Source organism: Dehalobacter sp. (genome assembly GCA_023667845.1).
In the GTDB taxonomy this organism is placed as follows: domain Bacteria; phylum Bacillota; class Desulfitobacteriia; order Desulfitobacteriales; family Syntrophobotulaceae; genus Dehalobacter.
This window is the reverse complement of sequence record JAMPIU010000144.1, coordinates 44515-62520: the sequence shown is the minus strand read 5'-3', so window position 1 is coordinate 62520 and position 18006 is coordinate 44515. Positions and strand designations below refer to the sequence as shown.

Sequence of the window (18006 nt, the reverse complement as noted above, 5' to 3'; positions counted from 1 at the left end):
CCGCTGGTCAATCCAGTGTTCAAGCCTGATTGCCTGCCGAAATTTTTTTGGTACTTATTTCGTCCTGAATCAAGGAAATAAAATCTTCCAATTCCATGACGCTGGTCTTCTGCTCTCCATAACGACGGACGGATACCGTACCCTCTTCGGCTTCCTTATCTCCGACGACCAAAGCAAAAGGTATTTTATCTGTCTGTACTTCCCTGATCTTATAGTTGATTTTCTCCCGGCGTTCATCAAGCGCGGTGCGGATATCCCGATCCATAAGCAGCCCCTTGACTTTTTCAGCATAGGCGCTGTGCTTGTCACTGATCGGCAGAATGCGCACCTGCTCAGGCGAAAGCCAAACAGGGAAAGCGCCGGCGTACTGCTCGGTCAGAAGTGCAATAAAACGCTCGATACTTCCGTAAACAACCCTGTGGATCATAACAGGACGGTGCTTATCCCCGTCTTCCCCAATGTAGGTCAGGTCGAACCGCTCCGGCATCTGGAAATCCAACTGGATGGTTCCGCACTGCCAGGTTCTGTCGAGACAATCCTTCAGGTGAAAATCAATTTTCGGTCCGTAGAAGGCTCCATCACCAGGATTAATTTTGTAATCCATCCCTTTGGCCTCTAAAGCATCTCTTAGGGCATTCGTCGCCATTTCCCAATCCTGATCCGAGCCCATGGAATCCTCCGGCCGGGTGGAAAGCTCAACATGGTACGCAAAGCCAAATATTTTATAAAAATAATCAACTAAATTAATGACCCCAATGATCTCATCTTTGATCTGGGACGGCAGCATAAAAATATGGGCATCATCCTGTGTAAAGTTTCTTACTCTCAACAAACCATGCAGAGCACCCGATAGTTCATGCCTGTGCACCAGACCTAGCTCTCCGCAGCGGATCGGCAGGTCCCGATAGCTGCGCAGTTTCGTCTTGTACATAATCATACCGCCGGGACAGTTCATCGGTTTAACGGCATAGTCCTCATTGTCTATTTTGGTGAAATACATGTTCTCCTTATAATGATCCCAGTGCCCGGACTGCTGCCAGAGAGCTGTATTCAAAATGATAGGCGTTCTGATCTCGACATAGCCTCTTTTCTGGTGCTCTCTGCGCCAGAAATCTTCCAGCGTATTCCTTAAGACCATACCCTTCGGATGAAAGAACGGAAAGCCAGGACCTTCATCGTGCAGACTGAAAAGGTCAAGCTCCATCCCAAGCTTCCGGTGGTCACGCCTTTTGGCTTCTTCCAGCTTAAATAAATAATCCTCAAGATCAGAGGTCTTGGCAAAAGCTAAACCGTAAATTCTCTGAAGCATTTTGTTCTTCTCGCTGCCGCGCCAGTATGCACCAGCGAGGCTCTGCAATTTGAAGGCCTTCAATACCTTTGTTCCGGGAACATGCGGTCCGGCACAGAGGTCTGTAAAATCCCCCTGCGTGTACATGGATATTCTGGCATCTTTGGGGAGATCATTAATCAATTCTACTTTGTATTTTTCCCCTTTATTTTGGAAATAGTCAATCGCTTCTTCACGGGTAACCTCACGGCGTTCAAACTGATAATCGTTCTTGGCCAGTTTGCGCATCTCCTCTTCGATCTTGCCTAAATCCTCAGGTGTGAAAGTGTATTCAGAGTCAAAGTCATAGTAAAAACCATTGGCAATCGCGGGACCGATACCCAGAATGGTTCCCGGGAAAAGATTCTTCACAGCCTGAGCCAAAAGGTGGGAAGCTGAATGGCGCATTACTTCCAGCCCCTCTTCATTATCAAGCGTAAGTATTTCTACGTTAGCATGCTCTTCTATCGGAAACGAGAGGTCTTTGACCTCCCCGTCCACCTTGCCTGCAACAGCAACCCTGGCCAGACCCTGAGAAATAGAAGCAGCCAATTCCAGAACCGTTGAACCCTGTTCCACTTGACGAACCGAACCATCCTTTAAGGTTACATTTAGCATGATCATATCACTCCCTGTTCTTATTCATTATTCATCATTTATTCATCATTCTTTAAATTCTTTGGCATCAACACTAAAAAGCTCCCGTCCTTCCTATGGGACGAGAGCGATAGAAACCCGTGGTTCCACCCAAATTCAAAAATACGACCGCCTACTATACTGGCAGCTGATTTTCCTTGGAATCCTTAACGCGGATAAACGTCCAGCCTACGCAAATCATGTTCGGCGAGGAACTCGGAGGCGGTCTTTTCCCAAACATCGCAAAAATGCTCACAGCCCAGGCATTTCTCTCTAAATGCGAACGATTAGGATATTGTCCTCTTCATCGTGCCTTCATTATTTCTTTCTATAGTCTTAGATTATACCACTTAAAGTATGTTGTCAATCAGTTCTCTTTACATAGGCTGCATCCCCTGCAATAGGTCATCTTATCACCAAAAACTTCCTGAACAATCTGGGCGATTCCAGACTGTTTTTCTGCTGCAACATGAACGATCAGGTGATTCGGAGAACGTTTCAGCAAAACACTGATGGGGTGATCTTCGCTTTCAGCACCGGAATTTATCAGAACGGAATGCTTGTCATCGTAAAATGACACTTCATCTTTGTGATTGATGACCATATGCATCGTATTTTTGTTATCCCGCTGGGATTCAAAAAATCTTTTCAGGAGTCGTACAAAGCTTTCATGCTCCTGCTGAAGGGCATAAACATTCACAGCACGCGCAATCTGTTTCTTTAATTCTCTCTTATATTGACCCGATCTGAAATTCATAAATCCTTCCAGATCAATTCTTTGATGGTCATTCAAAAATTCCAGAATGGACTTTACCAGGATTCTGTTTCTAAGCCGAAGAAAACCAGTCTCTGCCTGGTCATTCAGATATCCGGCAACCTTTGGATAAGCCTCGTCCATTTCGCTCCCGAACATGTTGTAGTCATTTTTTAATTTTTTTCTGATATAACGTTCTTCCCATCCCTGAAGAACAACGCTTCCCAGCGCATGGGCAATATAGTACTGAACGATTTTGACGGTAAGCTCATTCCGGACATTTTTTCCTTTCAAATTAGCATAAATGAAGCTGACCAGATAGTTTGGCTCACGGCAGACTTCAGATATTTCAATCGGCAGCCCGTCTTTATGGTACAAATCGTGCACTGCTTGAGAAAGCTCTTCTTTATAATCAGAAGTTCCAACTTCCAAATAATAATCATTCAAAAGAAAAATCCCCCCCTGGAAATATATGCATCATCCTTCCTAATATTTCCGGTAAGGAATTTTCTTATTCTTATCTATTCTTATATAATCTTATATTGGTTAGGATTACATTGTTTCTTGTCTAATTAATATTATTTCTGCCGCTTAAATAAACGATAAGGCCAATCAGCAGCAAACTAACCGCCATGATCCCGAATTGTACATATCTGGTTAAGTACAGGAATTCTGTCACATTCTTAACATCGATATCCCCTGCCAGAACAGCATACGTCTTTCCGCCGGCATCCTTCACTTCCTGGTAACTCGATACGAATGTCCCCAGTGAAGTCGTGTGATATTCTCCCTGGACAACTTTGCCCTTCAGCGTGTTCTCTACTGCCGACGAGGCGTTGTTCTCCAATTGTCCCAAAGATAAATGTGCCGGGTCATCCTCGGCCCTCGCATCGACAACGTAAAACCAGGCCTTATTCTGCTCATCCTTGTACAACATGTAAATATTTTCGAGCTGGTGCTCTGTCTTTAACTGCATCAGCTTCGCCCGAAGTTCTCCGTAATAAGCATTCTGCTGATTCTGCGTTTGAATAAGCTCATGAAGTTTTTCGTTATCAAAATCAGCCACGGCCAGAGTAAGCGTGTTGCTGACCCGTTGGCCTGCCAAATCTAGTGCGAGCTGTTTGGCTCGGAAATTTCCTATCCCCGTGACAATAATCAGGCAAAAAACAGCAATGATGATGACAGCATATATTTTTTTCTTTTCCGGTGACATTTTTACCCCCCATAAGCATTCAAATTAATTCCTTTGTGCCTATATTATTCTACACCATTATTACCTATTCTGCATGCGTTGAAGTTCATTTCCAGAGATATTTGACATAATAATCTTTAAGGATATTGTTCCTAGAACCCTAGGTTCAGAGGGAAAGCAGGTGAAGTATGAAAAATACAAAACAGTTTTCCACAGTTTCAATTGCAGCCGCCTTCATCGGAACAATTGTCGGAGCAGGGTTTGCGACCGGACAGGAGGTTCTCCAATTTTTTACTGTATTTGGAACGAAAGGTTTTGCCGGTATCGCCGTGTGCACTGTCTTGTTTTGTTATTTCGGGATTCTCATCATGCGGATATCCAGAGAACAAAATGCCGATTCGCACCTGGAACTGGTCAGATTCACATTTGGGAAGCCTCTTGGCATTTTGATGGATTGGTTTATTACCTTGAGCTTCTTGGGTGTCCTGATCGTCATGGCGGCAGGATCCGGCGCTGTCGTTGAAGAGCAGCTTGGTTTTTCCCCGCTTCTGGGCAGTATTACCGTTATTCTGCTTGCGTTTCTCACCGTCATTTCCGGGGTCAGAAACGTCATACGCGCCATTGGTTTTGTCGTACCTTTTCTGCTCCTTGCCGTCTTCAGTGTTGCCATAATCTCGATTGTCCTCGATCCAATCACACCATCCAAAATTGCACTGCTTGGATCGTTAGAATCTCCGACAGCATCCCATTGGCCCACGGCAGCCATACTCTATGTTTCTTACAATATTGTACTGTCTGTGGCTATCCTGTCTCCCTTAGGTGTGGAAGGCCGGAGTAAAAAGAGTCTTGTTTGGGGTGGCCTGCTGGGTGGTCTAGGGTTGGGTGCTGGGATTCTGGCAATTAATCTGGCAATCATCTGCGGGTCTCCGGAAATTCTTCCTTTTCAGGTTCCCATGGTATTTCTCGCTACCAGACTGAATCCCCTGGTAGGCTATGCTTACGGGCTCATTTTGCTTTTGGAGATCTATACCACTGCCGTAAGCATTCTCTACGGCTTTACAGCCAGGATCGCCTACGACAACAAGCAAAGGATTCTTGGCGCGAGCCTTGCTTCCATCGGTGCAATTATCGCTGCCCGGTACGGTTTTTCCGCGGCAGTCTCTGCCATATATCCTTTGATCGGATTTGCTGGGCTGATTTTCCTCGGAGGGCTGTTGTTTACGCAGTTCAGGGATAGCTTCAACAGTTTATTCAAACCAGGAAGATTCAAATGATTTTTTTGGGGTCTAGTACATTGATCTTTTAATAATTTGACAAATATATTCATTTGGGTCTGGTCTGCGCGCCACATTCCGCTCTCGGCAGATAGCGCCCTCCATGGCGAGTCGCTCTTTGCCATCCATGGCATCGCGACATTAAGCCCTCCGTGGCCGTCAAACAGCCGCGCTCCGCATCCATGCTCCGCTTACGCTGGAACTGTGGCACACATACCCTGCTATGAAGGTTTTAATGTCTAGTTATTTAGAGAACGGTATACTAGGCAAGGAACTGTAAGTATCCAGCCTGAATGTATTGACAGCCCCCAACAATACTTAGTATTATAAATACGTACATATGCATATATGCGCATATGTACAGTTTTGATTATATTTTGCTTTAGGAGGCCGTTAAAATGTCTGTATTTCACGCCCCTGCCCCGGAACAGCCCCAAAAACATATTCCAGGTATAGAACTATCCCTGGAACTGGCAGACTTTTATAAGGTATTTGCGGATTTCTCCAGAATACGTATCCTTTTTGCACTACTAGATAATGAGCTGTATGTGAATGAACTGGCAGAAATTTTAAGTATGAGCCAATCGGCCGTCTCCCACCAATTAAGAATTCTCCGGCAATATAAATTAGTCAAGGTACGCCGGGCCGGTAAGACAAGTGTTTATTCTTTGAGTGACGATCATGTTTATCGGATACTGACCCAGGGGCTCGAACATCTTTCTCCCTGATTGATTGTTTATGGATTCATTCCTTCAATTAAAACCGCTCTTACGGGACTGCCGTCGCAGTCTCTTATTTTTAGAGGCAGTGCAACAAGAAAGTAATCTCCCTCACTAACTTCCGATAAGTCTAGTCCTTCTAATACTGCACTGTTTCCGGAAAGCAGAATGGTATGACTTGAATAAGCGCTGCTCGTAGAATCATCAATGGACAAGTAATCGATCCCAACCAATTGTACCTTTTTTGCTGCAAGGTATTCAGCGGCTTCGGAAGAAAGATATGTATACTCCGGCTGAAACGCATTGTCCTTTAAAAGGTCTGAGTTCCGGGTTTTGAACAAGATCCTGTCCCCTTCACGGATTCCTTTGGGGATCAGATGGTCAGACAGGATACTCCCCGCAACCGCCACTTCAATTACCCTGGCAGCTCCGATAAGCAACTCCAGAGGAATCCTGTCAACAGATTCTCCTCCTGTCAGGCAATGAGACGGTGCATCAAGATGGGTTCCACAATGGGAGCCCATCGAAAGCATCGAAAGACGATATCCATCCTTGTCTAGGGAATACACCGGTTCTGATTGAAACGGCGGATCCCCGGGATAAGAAACCATTCCCGGAAAAAGCGGGATCGTTATATCATGAATTACCATAACAGACTCCCATATCTTCAACTAATTCGCTTCCTACGACAATCCTGTTTCGGCCTGTATTTTTAGCCTCGTAAAGTGCATCATCCGCTCTTTTAAAGATATCATCAACACTCAGGTCCAGTTCTTTCTTTTCAGCAATTCCGATGCTGACAGAAACCTGGATCTTTTCGTTATTTTCCATTTCTATGACGACATCAAGGACTTTCTGCTGGATTCTCTCGGCTACAGTTTGGGCCATCATAAGGTCAGATTCTACTGGAATTACCGCGAATTCCTCTCCCCCGATCCGCGCCAGGATATCCATCTCACGCAAAACCAGCTTAAAAGCCTTGACGACCTCTTTTAGCACCCGATCACCGACCAGATGTCCATACTGATCGTTCACACTTTTAAATTTATCAATGTCAATCAAAAGCATCGTAAAACTCCGCTTATATCTCTCCGAGCGCGAAAATTCCTCCTGCGCTTTTTGCATAAAGGCAAGCCTGTTATCAATGCCTGTCAGATAGTCTGTGGTTGCCTGGTGCAGCAATTCCTTTTCCAACTTTTTCCTGACAGTTATGTCCAGAACAATCATGATTAGATGAACGACATTGTCCCCGCTGTCACGAACTGTGGATAAATTGATTTCGGCCCATAAAGACTGTCCGTCTTTGCATTGGAATTGTTTCTCACATTTCTTCCACGCGTATTTGCCTTCCCATACTTCCCGGCAATGTATGATGCTCTCCTGCCGGTCCTCAGGCACAATCGAATCAAAAAAGGTTAACCTTATTAACTCTTCCTGTGAGAAACCAGTCATCCGGCACAGGGTCGCATTTACGTAATGATAATGCCCATCCTGGTTCAGCAAGGCAATTCCTGCGGCTGCATTATTTATTACCCCACGGTACAACGCTTCACTTTGCTTCAGGGCATTTTCAACCATTCGTTTTTTATGAATCTCCTTATGCATCCCCACATTTAAAGTAAAGGAGAATATAAACAAAATAATAATGATTGGCAGCCAAAAGAAAAGCTTATCATTATCCCCAATAAACAAATAGACAATAACAAAAGCTCCGATTATACAGGCATTAAACAGAAAAAGTTTTTGTCTCCAATTATCCTTATACCAATTGATCTTGTCCATGATTCCTTTTTATCCCATTTTTTATTTTTTGTGGAAATATTTTTGATTGATTAATTCTTGAAAATAATTTAATATCCTTTATTTTTTTTTTGATCGTTTCTGGAATATTTTAGGTAAAATTTGTCGTGATTGTGTTAAAAATACGAAAAATTTAATAACTGATTTGGCTCGATCCTGCAAACCATTCGGGCTAATAGGACTAATAGGCTATTTATCCGGGACTTTGGTCTTTTCTCTTAGGACCTTTATACTATTTGCATTTACATCATAACGCAAATTCCCGTTAATTAAAACCAGAAAATTTTCAAAGGATGGTTCTTGTACCTTACTTTTCCAGCCGATATTACATTATCTTGCTCAGGTCAGTCTCCGTAATGGATGGCCGCTTTCGGCAGGTTGCGCCCTCCTTGGCGAGTCGCTCCTTGCCATCCATGGCATCGCGACATTAGGCCATCCGTGGCCGTCAAACAGCCGCGCTACGCAATCCATGCTCCGCTTGACGCTGGCCATCCATTACGGAGACCTAATCTGGAGTTAGTGAAAACTTTTTTGAAGTAACGTTATTTTGGAATCGATGTACTAGTAAGACGTTCTTAAAATAGCTACATAACGAGCTGTATTCTGACATGCAGACCTGCTTGAATAACCCTCTGATCAGTCTGCGTGCCACAGTTCCGCGACGAGCGGAGCCTGGATGGCGAAGCGCGGCTCTTTTGTTCGGATTGTGCCATCCATGGCACGCGGATATTGTGGCACGCAGACAGGCCCAAATATATTTTAGTTAGTCTTTAGTCCACAGAATTACCCAAACGCAGTGTCAGAATTAAATCGCCCTGAAGTCTCTTGAGCTCCAGGGCGATTATTTATGCAATATGTCATTACTGAAAAGTGTGCACGTGCTGATATCACTCTGCTTTTACTCCACGGTATCTGTCAAGAGGTTCTTCACATACGTCGGAAGGGCAAAGCTTCCTTTGTGTATATCCGTATTATAATACCGGGTTTTTAACCCAAGCTGATTCCAGACCTCTTCTTTGACATCCATTACCGGGTCATACTTTTTTGAAGCAAAACCGAATAACCAGTGACCTGAAGGATAGGTCGGAATATGGGCCTGGTAGACCTTACAAATCGGGAAATATTCCCGGATGCGTTTATGGGCCCTTTGCATGGCTTGCGCATACGCATTATAATAAGGACTTTCATGCTGATTGACCAGGATGCCTTCTTCTTTCAAAGCTTTAAAGCAGTTGCCATAGAACTCTCTGGTAAAGAGCCCTTCCCCCGGACCGAATGGGTCGGTGGAATCAACAATGATAAGGTCATAGGTATTTTCCCTGGAGCGTACAAATCTCAGGCCGTCTTCATAATGAAGATGCACCCGCGGATCGTCAAGCTTGCAAGCTGTCTGAGGCAAATATTTCCGGCAAACATCGACCACCATTTTATCGATTTCCACCATATCGATGTTCTCAATGGTTTTATAACGGGCGAGCTCCCTAACGGTACCGCCGTCTCCGGCACCAATAACCATGACGTTCTTAATCCCGGGATTCGTTGCCATAGGGACATGCACAATCATATCATGATAAATAAACTCATCCTTTTCTGTCACCATCATCAGTCCGTCCAAAGTTAAGAACGTTCCGAACTCCTTGGACTTAAAGACGTCAATTCGTTGGTATTCACTCTGTCCAGTGTAGAGCTGCTCGTCGACTTTGATGGTAAAGCGAACATTTTGGGTATGCTGTTCCGTATACCATAGTTCCATACTTTATTCCCCCACAACCCTGATATTTTCAATAAACATATCTTCCGTCCCGGTGAGAAAACTTCCTTTGCTCTTGGCATAGACAATGTAATCAATAATTTCCTCAGTAATCCGTTCTCCCGGTGCGAGAATCGGAATCCCCGGCGGATAGGCCATCACAAACTCACCGCTGATTTGACCTGCACTTTGGCGGATAGGAAGAGAATGCTGGTTGGAATAAAAAGCCTGCTGCGGAGCCATCGCAACATCAGGCGTAATGTACTCGTGATCAAACATACCTGTTTTATCCCGCATATAAAGCCTCTTAATCTCCGACAAAGATGAAACCAAGCGTTCCAGAGCCAGCGCTCTGTCACCGACAGAGATAATCGCTAAAATATTTCCGATGTCACCAAATTCGATCTGAATATCATAATGATCGCGGAGTATATCATAAACCTCAACTCCGGCTAACCCGATATCGCGGGTATGTACAACAAGCTTCGTCGTATCAAAATCAAAAACCGAATCACCATTGATTAATTCTTTCGAGAAAGCATAATATCCGCTAATTTTATTGATTTCATCCCGTCCATAGTCCGCTAAGGAAACGACCTTGGCAAAGATATTTTTCCCGTCAAGCGCCAGATTACGCCTGGAGATATCCAAAGAAGATAAAAGCAGGTAAGAAGCGCTGGTCGTCTGAGTCAGGTTGATAATCTGCCGGACATGTCCAATATTCAAACGGCTGCCGATCAGCAAGAAAGAACTTTGACTTAAGCTTCCGCCGGTTTTATGCATACTGACCGCCGCCATATCCGCTCCGGCCGCCATCGCATTCAACGGCAGGTTTTCCCCAAAGTAAAAATGGGTCCCGTGTGCTTCATCAGCCAGTACAAACATGCCATTTTGATGGGCAAGCTCGGTGATGGTCTTCAGGTCTGAGCATATGCCATAATAGGTTGGGTTATTAACGAAAATCGCCTTGGCATCCGGGTGCTGCTCCATCGCTTTTTGTACATCACTGATGGACATCCCCAGAGGTATGCCGAGCGTGTTATTGACTCCGGGATTTACGTATACCGGGACCGCCCCGCTGATAATCAGCGCATTAATGGCACTTTTATGGACATTGCGCGGCATAATGATCTTATCGCCTCTTTTGCAGACACTCATGATCATCGCCTGGACTGCCGAAGTTGTTCCATTAACCATGAAAAACGCATGGCAGGCGCCAAAAGCATCCGCAGCAAGCTCCTCCGCTTCTTTAATGACCGAAACAGGATGTCCTAGATTATCCAGGGGTTTCATGGCATTAACATCAACGGAAAGACATTTTTCCCCGAGAAACTCCCTTAGCTCCGGATTACCTCTCCCTTGCTTATGTCCCGGTACATCAAATGGCACGATCCGCATCGCTTTATATTTCTGAAGGGCTTCATAAATAGGCGCTCTGTCCTGAGAAGCTAACTGCATAAAAATCTCCACCCTCTGCTATGGTCTGATTTCTGGATAAAATAGTTCAACGTTACTATAGTAGACAATCAGGACATTGTCAATAAAATCGCTGCATCCTTGGAACAAAAAGTCTGCGCTTCGCATCGTGCTTCGCCCGGCATTCTCCATCATTACAGTGACCGGTGTGAAGTCGGAGAAAGCTGCCGATCCCAGGACGTAATTGTTCTGGCGGATGTAAAATATATGTTATAATGAAATAAATATCACTACCTCTTAAGGAAGTTTACTTTATGATACATAACTACACAATCAGAAAAGCGGAATATAAGGATATCCCTGATCTTAGTGACTTATTGACCGTCCTGTTCTCTATAGAACAAGATTTTGAACCGAATGATGAAAGACAACAAAGCGGCTTAAAAATGATGCTGAATGACAGCATGAACCGCTGTGTTATGGTTGCCGAACTGGGCAAAAAAATCGTTGGCATGGTTACATGCCAACTGCTGATATCAACTGCCGAGGGCGGACAAGTTGCCGTAATTGAAGATTTAATTGTCAACCGGGAATACCAGGGGAATGGGATTGGGAAACAACTGCTTTCTTCAATTGAAGATTGGGCAGTCGAAAAGGGTGCCACTCGTTTGCAGTTACTGGCTGACAAAACCAATACACCAGCTTTGAACTTCTATAAAAAAATCGGTTGGGACCACACCCAATTGATATGTCTGCGCAGAAAGCATTAAAATTCATTATTCGTCACAGTATCGTCTTTTCTACTTGTCATGATAATGTAACCAAACGGATCAGATCATGCTCATTGAATGTTCTCTTTTTCTTATCCGCCATTCGGATAAAAATGCTATAAATTTGATCCAGCTCTGCTTGGCAGTATTCGTAGCCAAGCTCTTTTAATTTGTGTTTTAAGGCATTCCGGCCCGACCTGGCTGTAAGAACGATCTTTCCTGCAGGCGCGCCAATAATTTGAGGATCAAATGGTTCGTAGGTCAGCTTTTCTTTGATAATTCCGTCCTGATGAATGCCTGAAGCATGAGAAAACATATTCGTTCCGACAACTGCCTTGTAGCGGGGAAGTGGAATTCCGGTAATTCTGGATACCGTTTTACTGGTCTCGTAGATCTGTCTGATTTCAGCTCCCGTCGTTATCCCAGAATCGTTTTGTTCCAGATACAAGGCCATAATAATTTCCTCCAGCGAAGCGTTTCCTGCTCTTTCGCCAATACCGTTAATCGTACCTTCCACCTGGTCTGCCCCGGCCAGTAAAGCTGTTATAGCGTTTGCTGTCGCCAGGCCTAGATCATTATGACAGTGAACACTCAACTTGACTCTTTCGATATGCTGAACAGTTTCTTTAAGCTTTCTAATTAATTCTCCGTACTTCCAGGGCATGCCGACTCCCACGGTATCCGAAATTGTAACAACAGTAGCTCCAGCTTTGATCACACTTTCCATGATCCACACCAGAAAATCAAATTGACCGCGCAAAGCGTCTTCCAGGAAAAATTGCACCTCATGAAACGTTTTCCCCGCATATTTGACTGCCCAGACTGCTTTCTCCACAACCTGATCGGGTCTTAACCCAAGCTTTTTGTCCATATGAATGGGTGATATGGCCAATCCGATGTTAATTCGGGTATTTTTGCTCCCCAACATGGCGTCAGCACAAAGATCGATATCTCTTTGCACGCACCTTGCCAGGCCGCAGACAATAGCTCCCCGGATTTCCTGACTGATTCTTCGGACAGATTGAAAGTCATTCGGCGAAGAAGCCGGAAATCCTACTTCGATGACATCGACGCCAAGCCTGACCAGCTGTCTGGCAATCTCTAATTTCTGAGAGCTGTCCATCGTCGCTTCCAGTGATTGTTCCCCGTCTCTTAAAGTTGTATCGAATAAGTCGATCTTCCTCACCTTGTTTTCTCCTTTCAGGTCAAAGCAGGTGTAACGATGAGCTCTACGCGCCCCTCATCTTGCCTGCATATTTGCAGGCTGCATCTGCAGGCTATCAGTTCAGGCTCAAGCCACTGGGGAATATGATTGCAGATGACCTCTAATACCCGGAATTTTTTCTGCCGGAGAAACGGCAAAAGAACCTGCTTCGTCGTAACCTGCAAATGATTCTCCTGAATCTCTTCAAGTGAAACAACATAATGACCTGAGGATATTTCCCGGATGAAACGTTTATCTTCATTTTCAGCCGCCGTTTTTAACAACAAACCCTTCTCCTGTATAAGCTCTTCTTCCTCGTTCTGCAGAATCTTATCGAGAAACTCCGGCGGGCGCCCTTTAACTTCCCAGATTTTGATTTTTTTCTGTTTGAGAATATTTAAAACAATCCCCTCCATTTTTTCCGCCGCAAGAATTTTGCTATCCGCCATAAATGCGGTCAGATCCGCAATCTTATCTCGCAATTCTTCCATGGAGGTTATTCCGCTTAAAGTAAATTCCTTAGCGACTTCTTCGCTCCAAACGCCCGCATTTCTTACGAAAGTAACAGCTCTGCATAAATCCGTCAGAAGGGCAGTCTTACCCTCTTTATCCAGCATAACAGTCATTTTATGGGCCATAGCTCCCCCTCCTTTTTAACCGGCTTCAGTCTGAATCCTGCACTTATTCTTTCTTCTGAACAATTCGCCGGAACAGTCCTTACCAAGCATACCGACTGCATCGGCTCTGCATTGTTTACAATGAGACATCTGCCGCATAAACTTTCCGCATTGCAATCTCATTTTCAGGATGCTTTTCGTATCCGTTGCCGTCCGGTTTTCAAACGGACTTCCTTTAACCGGAATAAAGGGCATAATGTTGGTGGTGAAGACTCCTAGTTCTTTCATTTTCTTGACAACCTCAGGGACATGATCGTCATTAATTCCTTCGATCATCACAATATTTATTTTGACCAGGACGCCGTATTCCACAAGCTGTTTAATTCCTTCCAGCTGATTCCGGATAAGAAGCTCAGCACCTTCAGTTCCGTAATATGTTTTCCCGCGGTAGTTTACGCTGTGATAAATTAGGGCTCCGATAACCGGATCCAGACTGTTTACAGTAACCGTGACATGCCGGACATTTAAAGCCACGATTTCTTTAGCAAGTTCGGGTAGAAGCAGGCCGTTTGTAGACAAACAAAAATTCAACGCATTGCTCATCAGTGCCGGATTGCTATTAGAATTTTTGTCCACAGCGCTTATTTCATCTTGTTCATACCCATAAATAAGTTCCAGTGTCCTTCTGGTGTTTTCCCAGTTCGCCAAAGCATCTCCCGGCCCGGCAATGCCGACAACCGTCAAATTGTTTAATTTTTTTCGGGCAATCTGATATCTGTCCAGCGCATCTTCCGGTGCAAGCAGCTCACTGGTTACTCCCGGCCGGCTTTCATTGACACAGTCATATTCACGGCTGCAGTAATTGCAGCTGATATTGCAAGCGGGTGCAACAGGCAAGTGAATCCGAGCATATTTATGCTGTGCCTTTGAGGAGTAACACGGATGTGTAGTTGTTTTATCATAAAAGTTACGCATATTATTCACCTGACCTTCATTTATATATCTGATAATATTTTTGGTACATCTCGCTACGGTAATTTCGATACTTATTTTCTAAAAGTGTATTGGTAAGCCGGTCCAGAAAGCATAGGCTTCCCTGATAGCCTGCCGATAAAATTCTCTGGCCGCCAACCCTGTCAATGACCGGAAAACCGTATCTGACCAGCGGGATATCCGCCCTTTCTGTCAAGATCTTGCCTTCGGAATGCCCAACAGCAAGATTAACCTTCACTTCCCGGCTTTTTTCAAGAATATGGGCAAAGTCGGTATCACTCATCAATTCGTATTTTTCATGATGATTATCCGGACTCCCGTCAATTTTGGCAAATTCAGCATGCAGCAGCTGTTCAAGTTTTTTACTCCGGCTGCCCGTAGCTATAACGAGCGGATGAATTCCATTCTCCAGACAAAGCCTCGTTACGGCATAAACTTGTTCCGGTTCACCGAAAATAGCAGCCCTGCCTTCAAAGTTATACTTATGGGAATCAAACATGCCGTCGAGCAGTCTGCCTCTTTCTCTGGATATCTCGTCCGGGATTTCTTTCCCGCTGATAAGCTTCAGCGTATTAAAGAATCGGTCGGTGCTTTCAATCCCTACGGGCAGCGGAACCCTGAAAAGAGGTACCCCAAACTCATTCTCCAGATATTTTCCTGCCGATTGAGAATCCTCCACCGTCAGCCCGATTTCCAGGGTAGCTTTTGCTCCCGGCATTTTCCGGATATCTTCCAGGCGCGTTCCCCCGTCAGGTATTTTTTTGTAAGGTTTGGAATAAGGTGCATCCAACGTATCCGCATAGTCCGGCAGTAAAATAAAATCAATATTCATCAGTCGAAGCATTCGTTTGATCTCGCGCAGATCGGCAGTACTGATATGCGGGACAATTACATTAATTTTGGCGTGGGACATCCTGTCTTCAGCCAGAGAAGAAATAATCGTAAAAACAGTACGCCAATATCCCTCCGAATGGGAACCGCCATATCCCGGTGTTGGAACATTCACGATCGGCAGACCATCCGTCAATTGTCTTTCTTCTAAATACCGGCTTGTAATCCGTCCGATATCTTCACCGATGGTTTCAGCCAGACAGGTGGTTAGAACACCGATCATCTTAGGTTCATAGAGCAAGCGGACATTGTCCAGACCTTTCTTCAGGTTTTCTTCGCCTCCGAAAACAGTCCCCTTTTCATTCAGGGAAGAAGAGGCGACATCAATCGGTTCTTCATAATGCTCTGAGATTGTCCGGCGCATATACGTTGCACACCCCTGGGAACCGTGGAGAAGGGTCATGGATCCCTCAATCCCCCTGAAAGCTATAATACCGCCTAAAGGCATACACATATTGCAGGGGTTCTCACTGACATTGCGGTAACTTTCCTTCTGATTTTTCATGTCCTCTCCTCCTTTGCACCCGTGGACAAACAACGTTCCCGATATGCCCAGACGGGTGAGCATACAGTCGCGTAAACTTCCTCGGCAAAATTAGCAGCCCCGGCATAACCGCTCAAAGGATGTTTGCGGTCATGATTGTGATCGATAAACGCAATCCCCATTTTATAGGCCAGGGGACGTTCTTTGACACCGCCTACCAGTAGGTCCGCTTCTTTTTCGATGATGAATTTTTCAAGTTCAGAAGGATTGGTATCATCCATGATGACGGTCCCTTCCTTGACGAGATCATTGATGGTCTCATACTCTTCCTCCCGCCCTGTCTGCGTACCTACCATCACGACCTCAATTCCAAGTTCACGGAACTGCTTAATCAGGGAGATCGCCTTAAATCCGCCGCCGACATAAATTGCCGCTTTTTTCCCTTGCAGCTTGCTGCGGTAATAGGCGATTTTCGGAGCAATTGCCTCTGTTTCCGTTTGAATCAATTCCTCAGTTCTGCGCATCATCTCGGTATCCTGATAGGTCCGGGCAATCCGGCGCAGTGATTCGGAGGTGTCTTCGATGCCGATAAAAGAGATATTCATGTAGGGAATATGAAAGCGTTCTTTCATCTGATTGGCCGTATATATCATCGAACCGGCGCATTGAACGATATTCAGACACGCCTTGGTCGCCAATTTCAAAGTATCGTAACTCGAATCACCTGTAAGCGCCACATTGAGCTCAATGCCAATCCGTTTCAGGTAATTCTGAATGATCCAAAGTTCCCCTGCCAGATTGAATTCCCCAAGATAGTTAATGGTTTTGTCTTTCTCGAGTTCTTCTCCTGGCGGCGGTTCCATCAGCCTCATTAAAGCATCACACGCGGCTTTGTAGCCGGCCGATTTGCTGCCGATGAAGCCGCTGGACTGAACTGGGATCACTTGGATCCGATGCCGCTTGGATGCAGCTTTACAGACAGCCTCCAAATCATCCCCGATCACGCCGACAATACAGGTGGAATAAACAAACATTAATGGAGGATGATACTTTGCCACAAGATCATCAATTGCCCGGGTTAATTTTTTTTCCCCGCCGAAGATGATATCCATTTCCTGCAGATCCGTGGAGAAGCTGAAGCGGAATAGATCCGCTCCGCTTGTTAAACTACCCCGGATATCCCACGTATAGCTTGCACAACCAATGGGTCCATGCACCAGGTGAATTGCATCTGTGATGGGATTAAGGACAACCCTGGCCCCGCAATAGACACATGCCCGTTGGCTGACACAACCTGCCACACTGTCAGTATTGCATTTAAATGGTTGTGTTTGTTCTCCCTTTGTTTGAATAGAGTCTTTTCTCTCTTCAATCGCCAGATTTGACCTGCTCTCCATCTCTTTCGCCTCAGCTTTTTTATTTTTTATGACTTTTATATTTTTGTTATATTCAATTTACAGAACTAAATCGCTTTTGCCTCAAAGCTGATCGCTCTTTTGACGCAGGTCTTGCCGCAGGCCATACAGCCGATACAGTTTTCTTTCTGATCAATTTTGGACTGCATTCTGTCAGCATCCTCATCATCATTCAGGTTACCAAAACCCAATGCTGCCTGGGAACATACTTTGACACAACGCCCACAGCCGATACACAACTCCTGATCGATTTCCTTAATAAATTGAGGCGTCCATTCCGAACCGCCATAGTTTAATCCCTGGTAAAAGGGCATTGGCATGATTCCTCCTTATGATTCATTTCTTCCATCAGACGTTTGCGCAGCCAGGGCGGAGGGGTTTCTTTCAGCATTGTCTGCAAACGCTGCAGCTCCTGGGCAATCGGTGTTCCCTCCGGTGCTTTCAGCGGCTGAATACCGCTTTGAACCAGACGGGCTGCTGCCGGACCTCCAATATGCGTGCAATAGACAACGATACATTCTTTCAGCAGTTGTGCCCGGATTTCAACTTTATCATCTTCCTGCGCTTGTTCCGGGAGATGGAGCATTTTACTGAATTCACAGCTTTCCGAGCCTATATCATAAACAGCAAAATCTGTTGCCATCCCAAAATGGGCATTAATTTTCTCTTCTCCCGTCGTCGCAAAAGCAACAAACATTTCCCCGCCTCCTTCCAATTGAGGGGTAAAGGGCATTTCCCCAATGCGTTGTGCCCTACCCCTAACC

The 18006-nt window shown here is 45.1% G+C and carries 17 protein-coding genes; 3 read left to right on the top strand and 14 right to left on the bottom strand.

Annotated features, from left to right (window positions below):
* Window positions 1-19: 19 nt before the first annotated feature.
* From thrS to NC238_13295, 3 genes are all read right to left on the bottom strand, one after another.
* Window positions 20-1945, bottom strand: a complete 1926-nt coding sequence (gene thrS, locus NC238_13305; protein MCM1566885.1) for a threonine--tRNA ligase — start codon at window positions 1943-1945, stop codon at window positions 20-22.
* Between the two features lie 385 nt (window positions 1946-2330).
* Window positions 2331-3164: a putative sporulation protein YtxC gene (locus tag NC238_13300; protein ID MCM1566884.1), complete on the bottom strand. Its 834-nt coding sequence runs from the start codon at window positions 3162-3164 to the stop codon at window positions 2331-2333.
* A 121-nt stretch (window positions 3165-3285) separates the two neighbouring features.
* A complete protein-coding gene (locus tag NC238_13295; protein MCM1566883.1) occupies window positions 3286-3930 on the bottom strand; it encodes a hypothetical protein in 645 nt (214 codons plus the stop codon).
* A 167-nt stretch (window positions 3931-4097) separates the two neighbouring features.
* Between NC238_13295 and NC238_13290 the strand changes: the two genes are divergently transcribed.
* Together NC238_13290 and NC238_13285 are read left to right on the top strand one after the other, a co-directional pair.
* Window positions 4098-5183, top strand: coding sequence for a GerAB/ArcD/ProY family transporter (locus tag NC238_13290; GenBank protein MCM1566882.1), 1086 nt, complete (start codon window positions 4098-4100; stop codon window positions 5181-5183).
* Window positions 5184-5581: 398 nt separating this feature from the next.
* Window positions 5582-5911 (top strand): metalloregulator ArsR/SmtB family transcription factor, encoded by a 330-nt coding sequence (locus NC238_13285; protein ID MCM1566881.1) that lies wholly within the window; start codon window positions 5582-5584, stop codon window positions 5909-5911.
* Between the two features lie 8 nt (window positions 5912-5919).
* Here the strand turns inward: NC238_13285 and NC238_13280 are convergent, their stop codons facing one another.
* The 4 genes from NC238_13280 to NC238_13265 all read right to left on the bottom strand — a co-directional run bounded on the left by NC238_13280 (window position 5920) and on the right by NC238_13265 (window position 10910).
* Window positions 5920-6552, bottom strand: coding sequence for a cyclase family protein (locus tag NC238_13280; GenBank protein MCM1566880.1), 633 nt, complete (start codon window positions 6550-6552; stop codon window positions 5920-5922).
* The gene (locus NC238_13275; GenBank protein MCM1566879.1) at window positions 6539-7684 is read right to left on the bottom strand and encodes a diguanylate cyclase; all 1146 of its coding nucleotides are present in this window, start codon (window positions 7682-7684) and stop codon (window positions 6539-6541) included. Before NC238_13275 ends, NC238_13280 begins: the two co-directional genes overlap by 14 nt.
* Before the next feature lie 916 nt (window positions 7685-8600).
* Entirely contained in the window at window positions 8601-9455 is an 855-nt protein-coding gene (speE, locus tag NC238_13270; GenBank protein MCM1566878.1) for a polyamine aminopropyltransferase, read from the bottom strand.
* A 3-nt stretch (window positions 9456-9458) separates the two neighbouring features.
* The gene (locus NC238_13265; protein MCM1566877.1) at window positions 9459-10910 is read right to left on the bottom strand and encodes an aminotransferase class I/II-fold pyridoxal phosphate-dependent enzyme; all 1452 of its coding nucleotides are present in this window, start codon (window positions 10908-10910) and stop codon (window positions 9459-9461) included.
* Window positions 10911-11182: 272 nt separating this feature from the next.
* Between NC238_13265 and NC238_13260 the strand changes: the two genes are divergently transcribed.
* A complete protein-coding gene (locus NC238_13260; GenBank protein ID MCM1566876.1) occupies window positions 11183-11638 on the top strand; it encodes a GNAT family N-acetyltransferase in 456 nt (151 codons plus the stop codon).
* Window positions 11639-11675: 37 nt separating this feature from the next.
* On the opposite strand, the gene NC238_13255 is transcribed toward NC238_13260, so the two are convergent.
* The 7 genes from NC238_13255 to nifX form a co-directional block, all read right to left on the bottom strand.
* Entirely contained in the window at window positions 11676-12824 is a 1149-nt protein-coding gene (locus tag NC238_13255) for a 2-isopropylmalate synthase (protein MCM1566875.1), read from the bottom strand.
* A 14-nt stretch (window positions 12825-12838) separates the two neighbouring features.
* On the bottom strand, window positions 12839-13480 hold the full coding sequence (locus NC238_13250) for a hypothetical protein (protein MCM1566874.1): 642 nt from the start codon (window positions 13478-13480) through the stop codon (window positions 12839-12841).
* 15 nt (window positions 13481-13495) lie between these two features.
* Complete coding sequence (locus NC238_13245) at window positions 13496-14434, bottom strand: radical SAM protein (GenBank protein ID MCM1566873.1); 939 nt, start codon at window positions 14432-14434, stop codon at window positions 13496-13498.
* A gap of 16 nt (window positions 14435-14450) precedes the next feature.
* The gene (locus NC238_13240; protein MCM1566872.1) at window positions 14451-15848 is read right to left on the bottom strand and encodes a nitrogenase; all 1398 of its coding nucleotides are present in this window, start codon (window positions 15846-15848) and stop codon (window positions 14451-14453) included.
* On the bottom strand, window positions 15845-17224 hold the full coding sequence (gene nifE / locus NC238_13235; protein ID MCM1566871.1) for a nitrogenase iron-molybdenum cofactor biosynthesis protein NifE: 1380 nt from the start codon (window positions 17222-17224) through the stop codon (window positions 15845-15847). The genes NC238_13240 and nifE overlap by 4 nt, the downstream gene beginning before the upstream one ends.
* 65 nt (window positions 17225-17289) lie before the next feature.
* On the bottom strand, window positions 17290-17562 hold the full coding sequence (locus NC238_13230; GenBank protein MCM1566870.1) for a 4Fe-4S binding protein: 273 nt from the start codon (window positions 17560-17562) through the stop codon (window positions 17290-17292).
* Entirely contained in the window at window positions 17535-17939 is a 405-nt protein-coding gene (gene nifX, locus NC238_13225; GenBank protein ID MCM1566869.1) for a nitrogen fixation protein NifX, read from the bottom strand. The genes NC238_13230 and nifX overlap by 28 nt, the downstream gene beginning before the upstream one ends.
* Window positions 17940-18006: the final 67 nt, after the last annotated feature.

Excerpts from the sequence above, each read along its gene's own strand:
- thrS (MCM1566885.1), bottom strand. The coding sequence starts at position 1,945 with ATGCTAAATGTAACCTTAAAGGATGGTTCGGTTCGTCAAGTGGAACAG.
- NC238_13295 (MCM1566883.1), bottom strand. The coding sequence starts at position 3,930 with ATGTCACCGGAAAAGAAAAAAATATATGCTGTCATCATCATTGCTGTT.
- NC238_13290 (MCM1566882.1), top strand. The coding sequence starts at position 4,098 with ATGAAAAATACAAAACAGTTTTCCACAGTTTCAATTGCAGCCGCCTTC.
- NC238_13285 (MCM1566881.1), top strand. The coding sequence starts at position 5,582 with ATGTCTGTATTTCACGCCCCTGCCCCGGAACAGCCCCAAAAACATATT.
- NC238_13280 (MCM1566880.1), bottom strand. The coding sequence starts at position 6,552 with ATGGTAATTCATGATATAACGATCCCGCTTTTTCCGGGAATGGTTTCT.
- NC238_13275 (MCM1566879.1), bottom strand. The coding sequence starts at position 7,684 with ATGGACAAGATCAATTGGTATAAGGATAATTGGAGACAAAAACTTTTT.
- speE (MCM1566878.1), bottom strand. The coding sequence starts at position 9,455 with ATGGAACTATGGTATACGGAACAGCATACCCAAAATGTTCGCTTTACC.
- NC238_13265 (MCM1566877.1), bottom strand. The coding sequence starts at position 10,910 with ATGCAGTTAGCTTCTCAGGACAGAGCGCCTATTTATGAAGCCCTTCAG.
- NC238_13260 (MCM1566876.1), top strand. The coding sequence starts at position 11,183 with ATGATACATAACTACACAATCAGAAAAGCGGAATATAAGGATATCCCT.
- NC238_13250 (MCM1566874.1), bottom strand. The coding sequence starts at position 13,480 with ATGGCCCATAAAATGACTGTTATGCTGGATAAAGAGGGTAAGACTGCC.
- NC238_13245 (MCM1566873.1), bottom strand. The coding sequence starts at position 14,434 with ATGCGTAACTTTTATGATAAAACAACTACACATCCGTGTTACTCCTCA.
- NC238_13240 (MCM1566872.1), bottom strand. The coding sequence starts at position 15,848 with ATGAAAAATCAGAAGGAAAGTTACCGCAATGTCAGTGAGAACCCCTGC.
- nifE (MCM1566871.1), bottom strand. The coding sequence starts at position 17,224 with ATGGAGAGCAGGTCAAATCTGGCGATTGAAGAGAGAAAAGACTCTATT.
- NC238_13230 (MCM1566870.1), bottom strand. The coding sequence starts at position 17,562 with ATGCCAATGCCCTTTTACCAGGGATTAAACTATGGCGGTTCGGAATGG.
- nifX (MCM1566869.1), bottom strand. The coding sequence starts at position 17,939 with ATGTTTGTTGCTTTTGCGACGACGGGAGAAGAGAAAATTAATGCCCAT.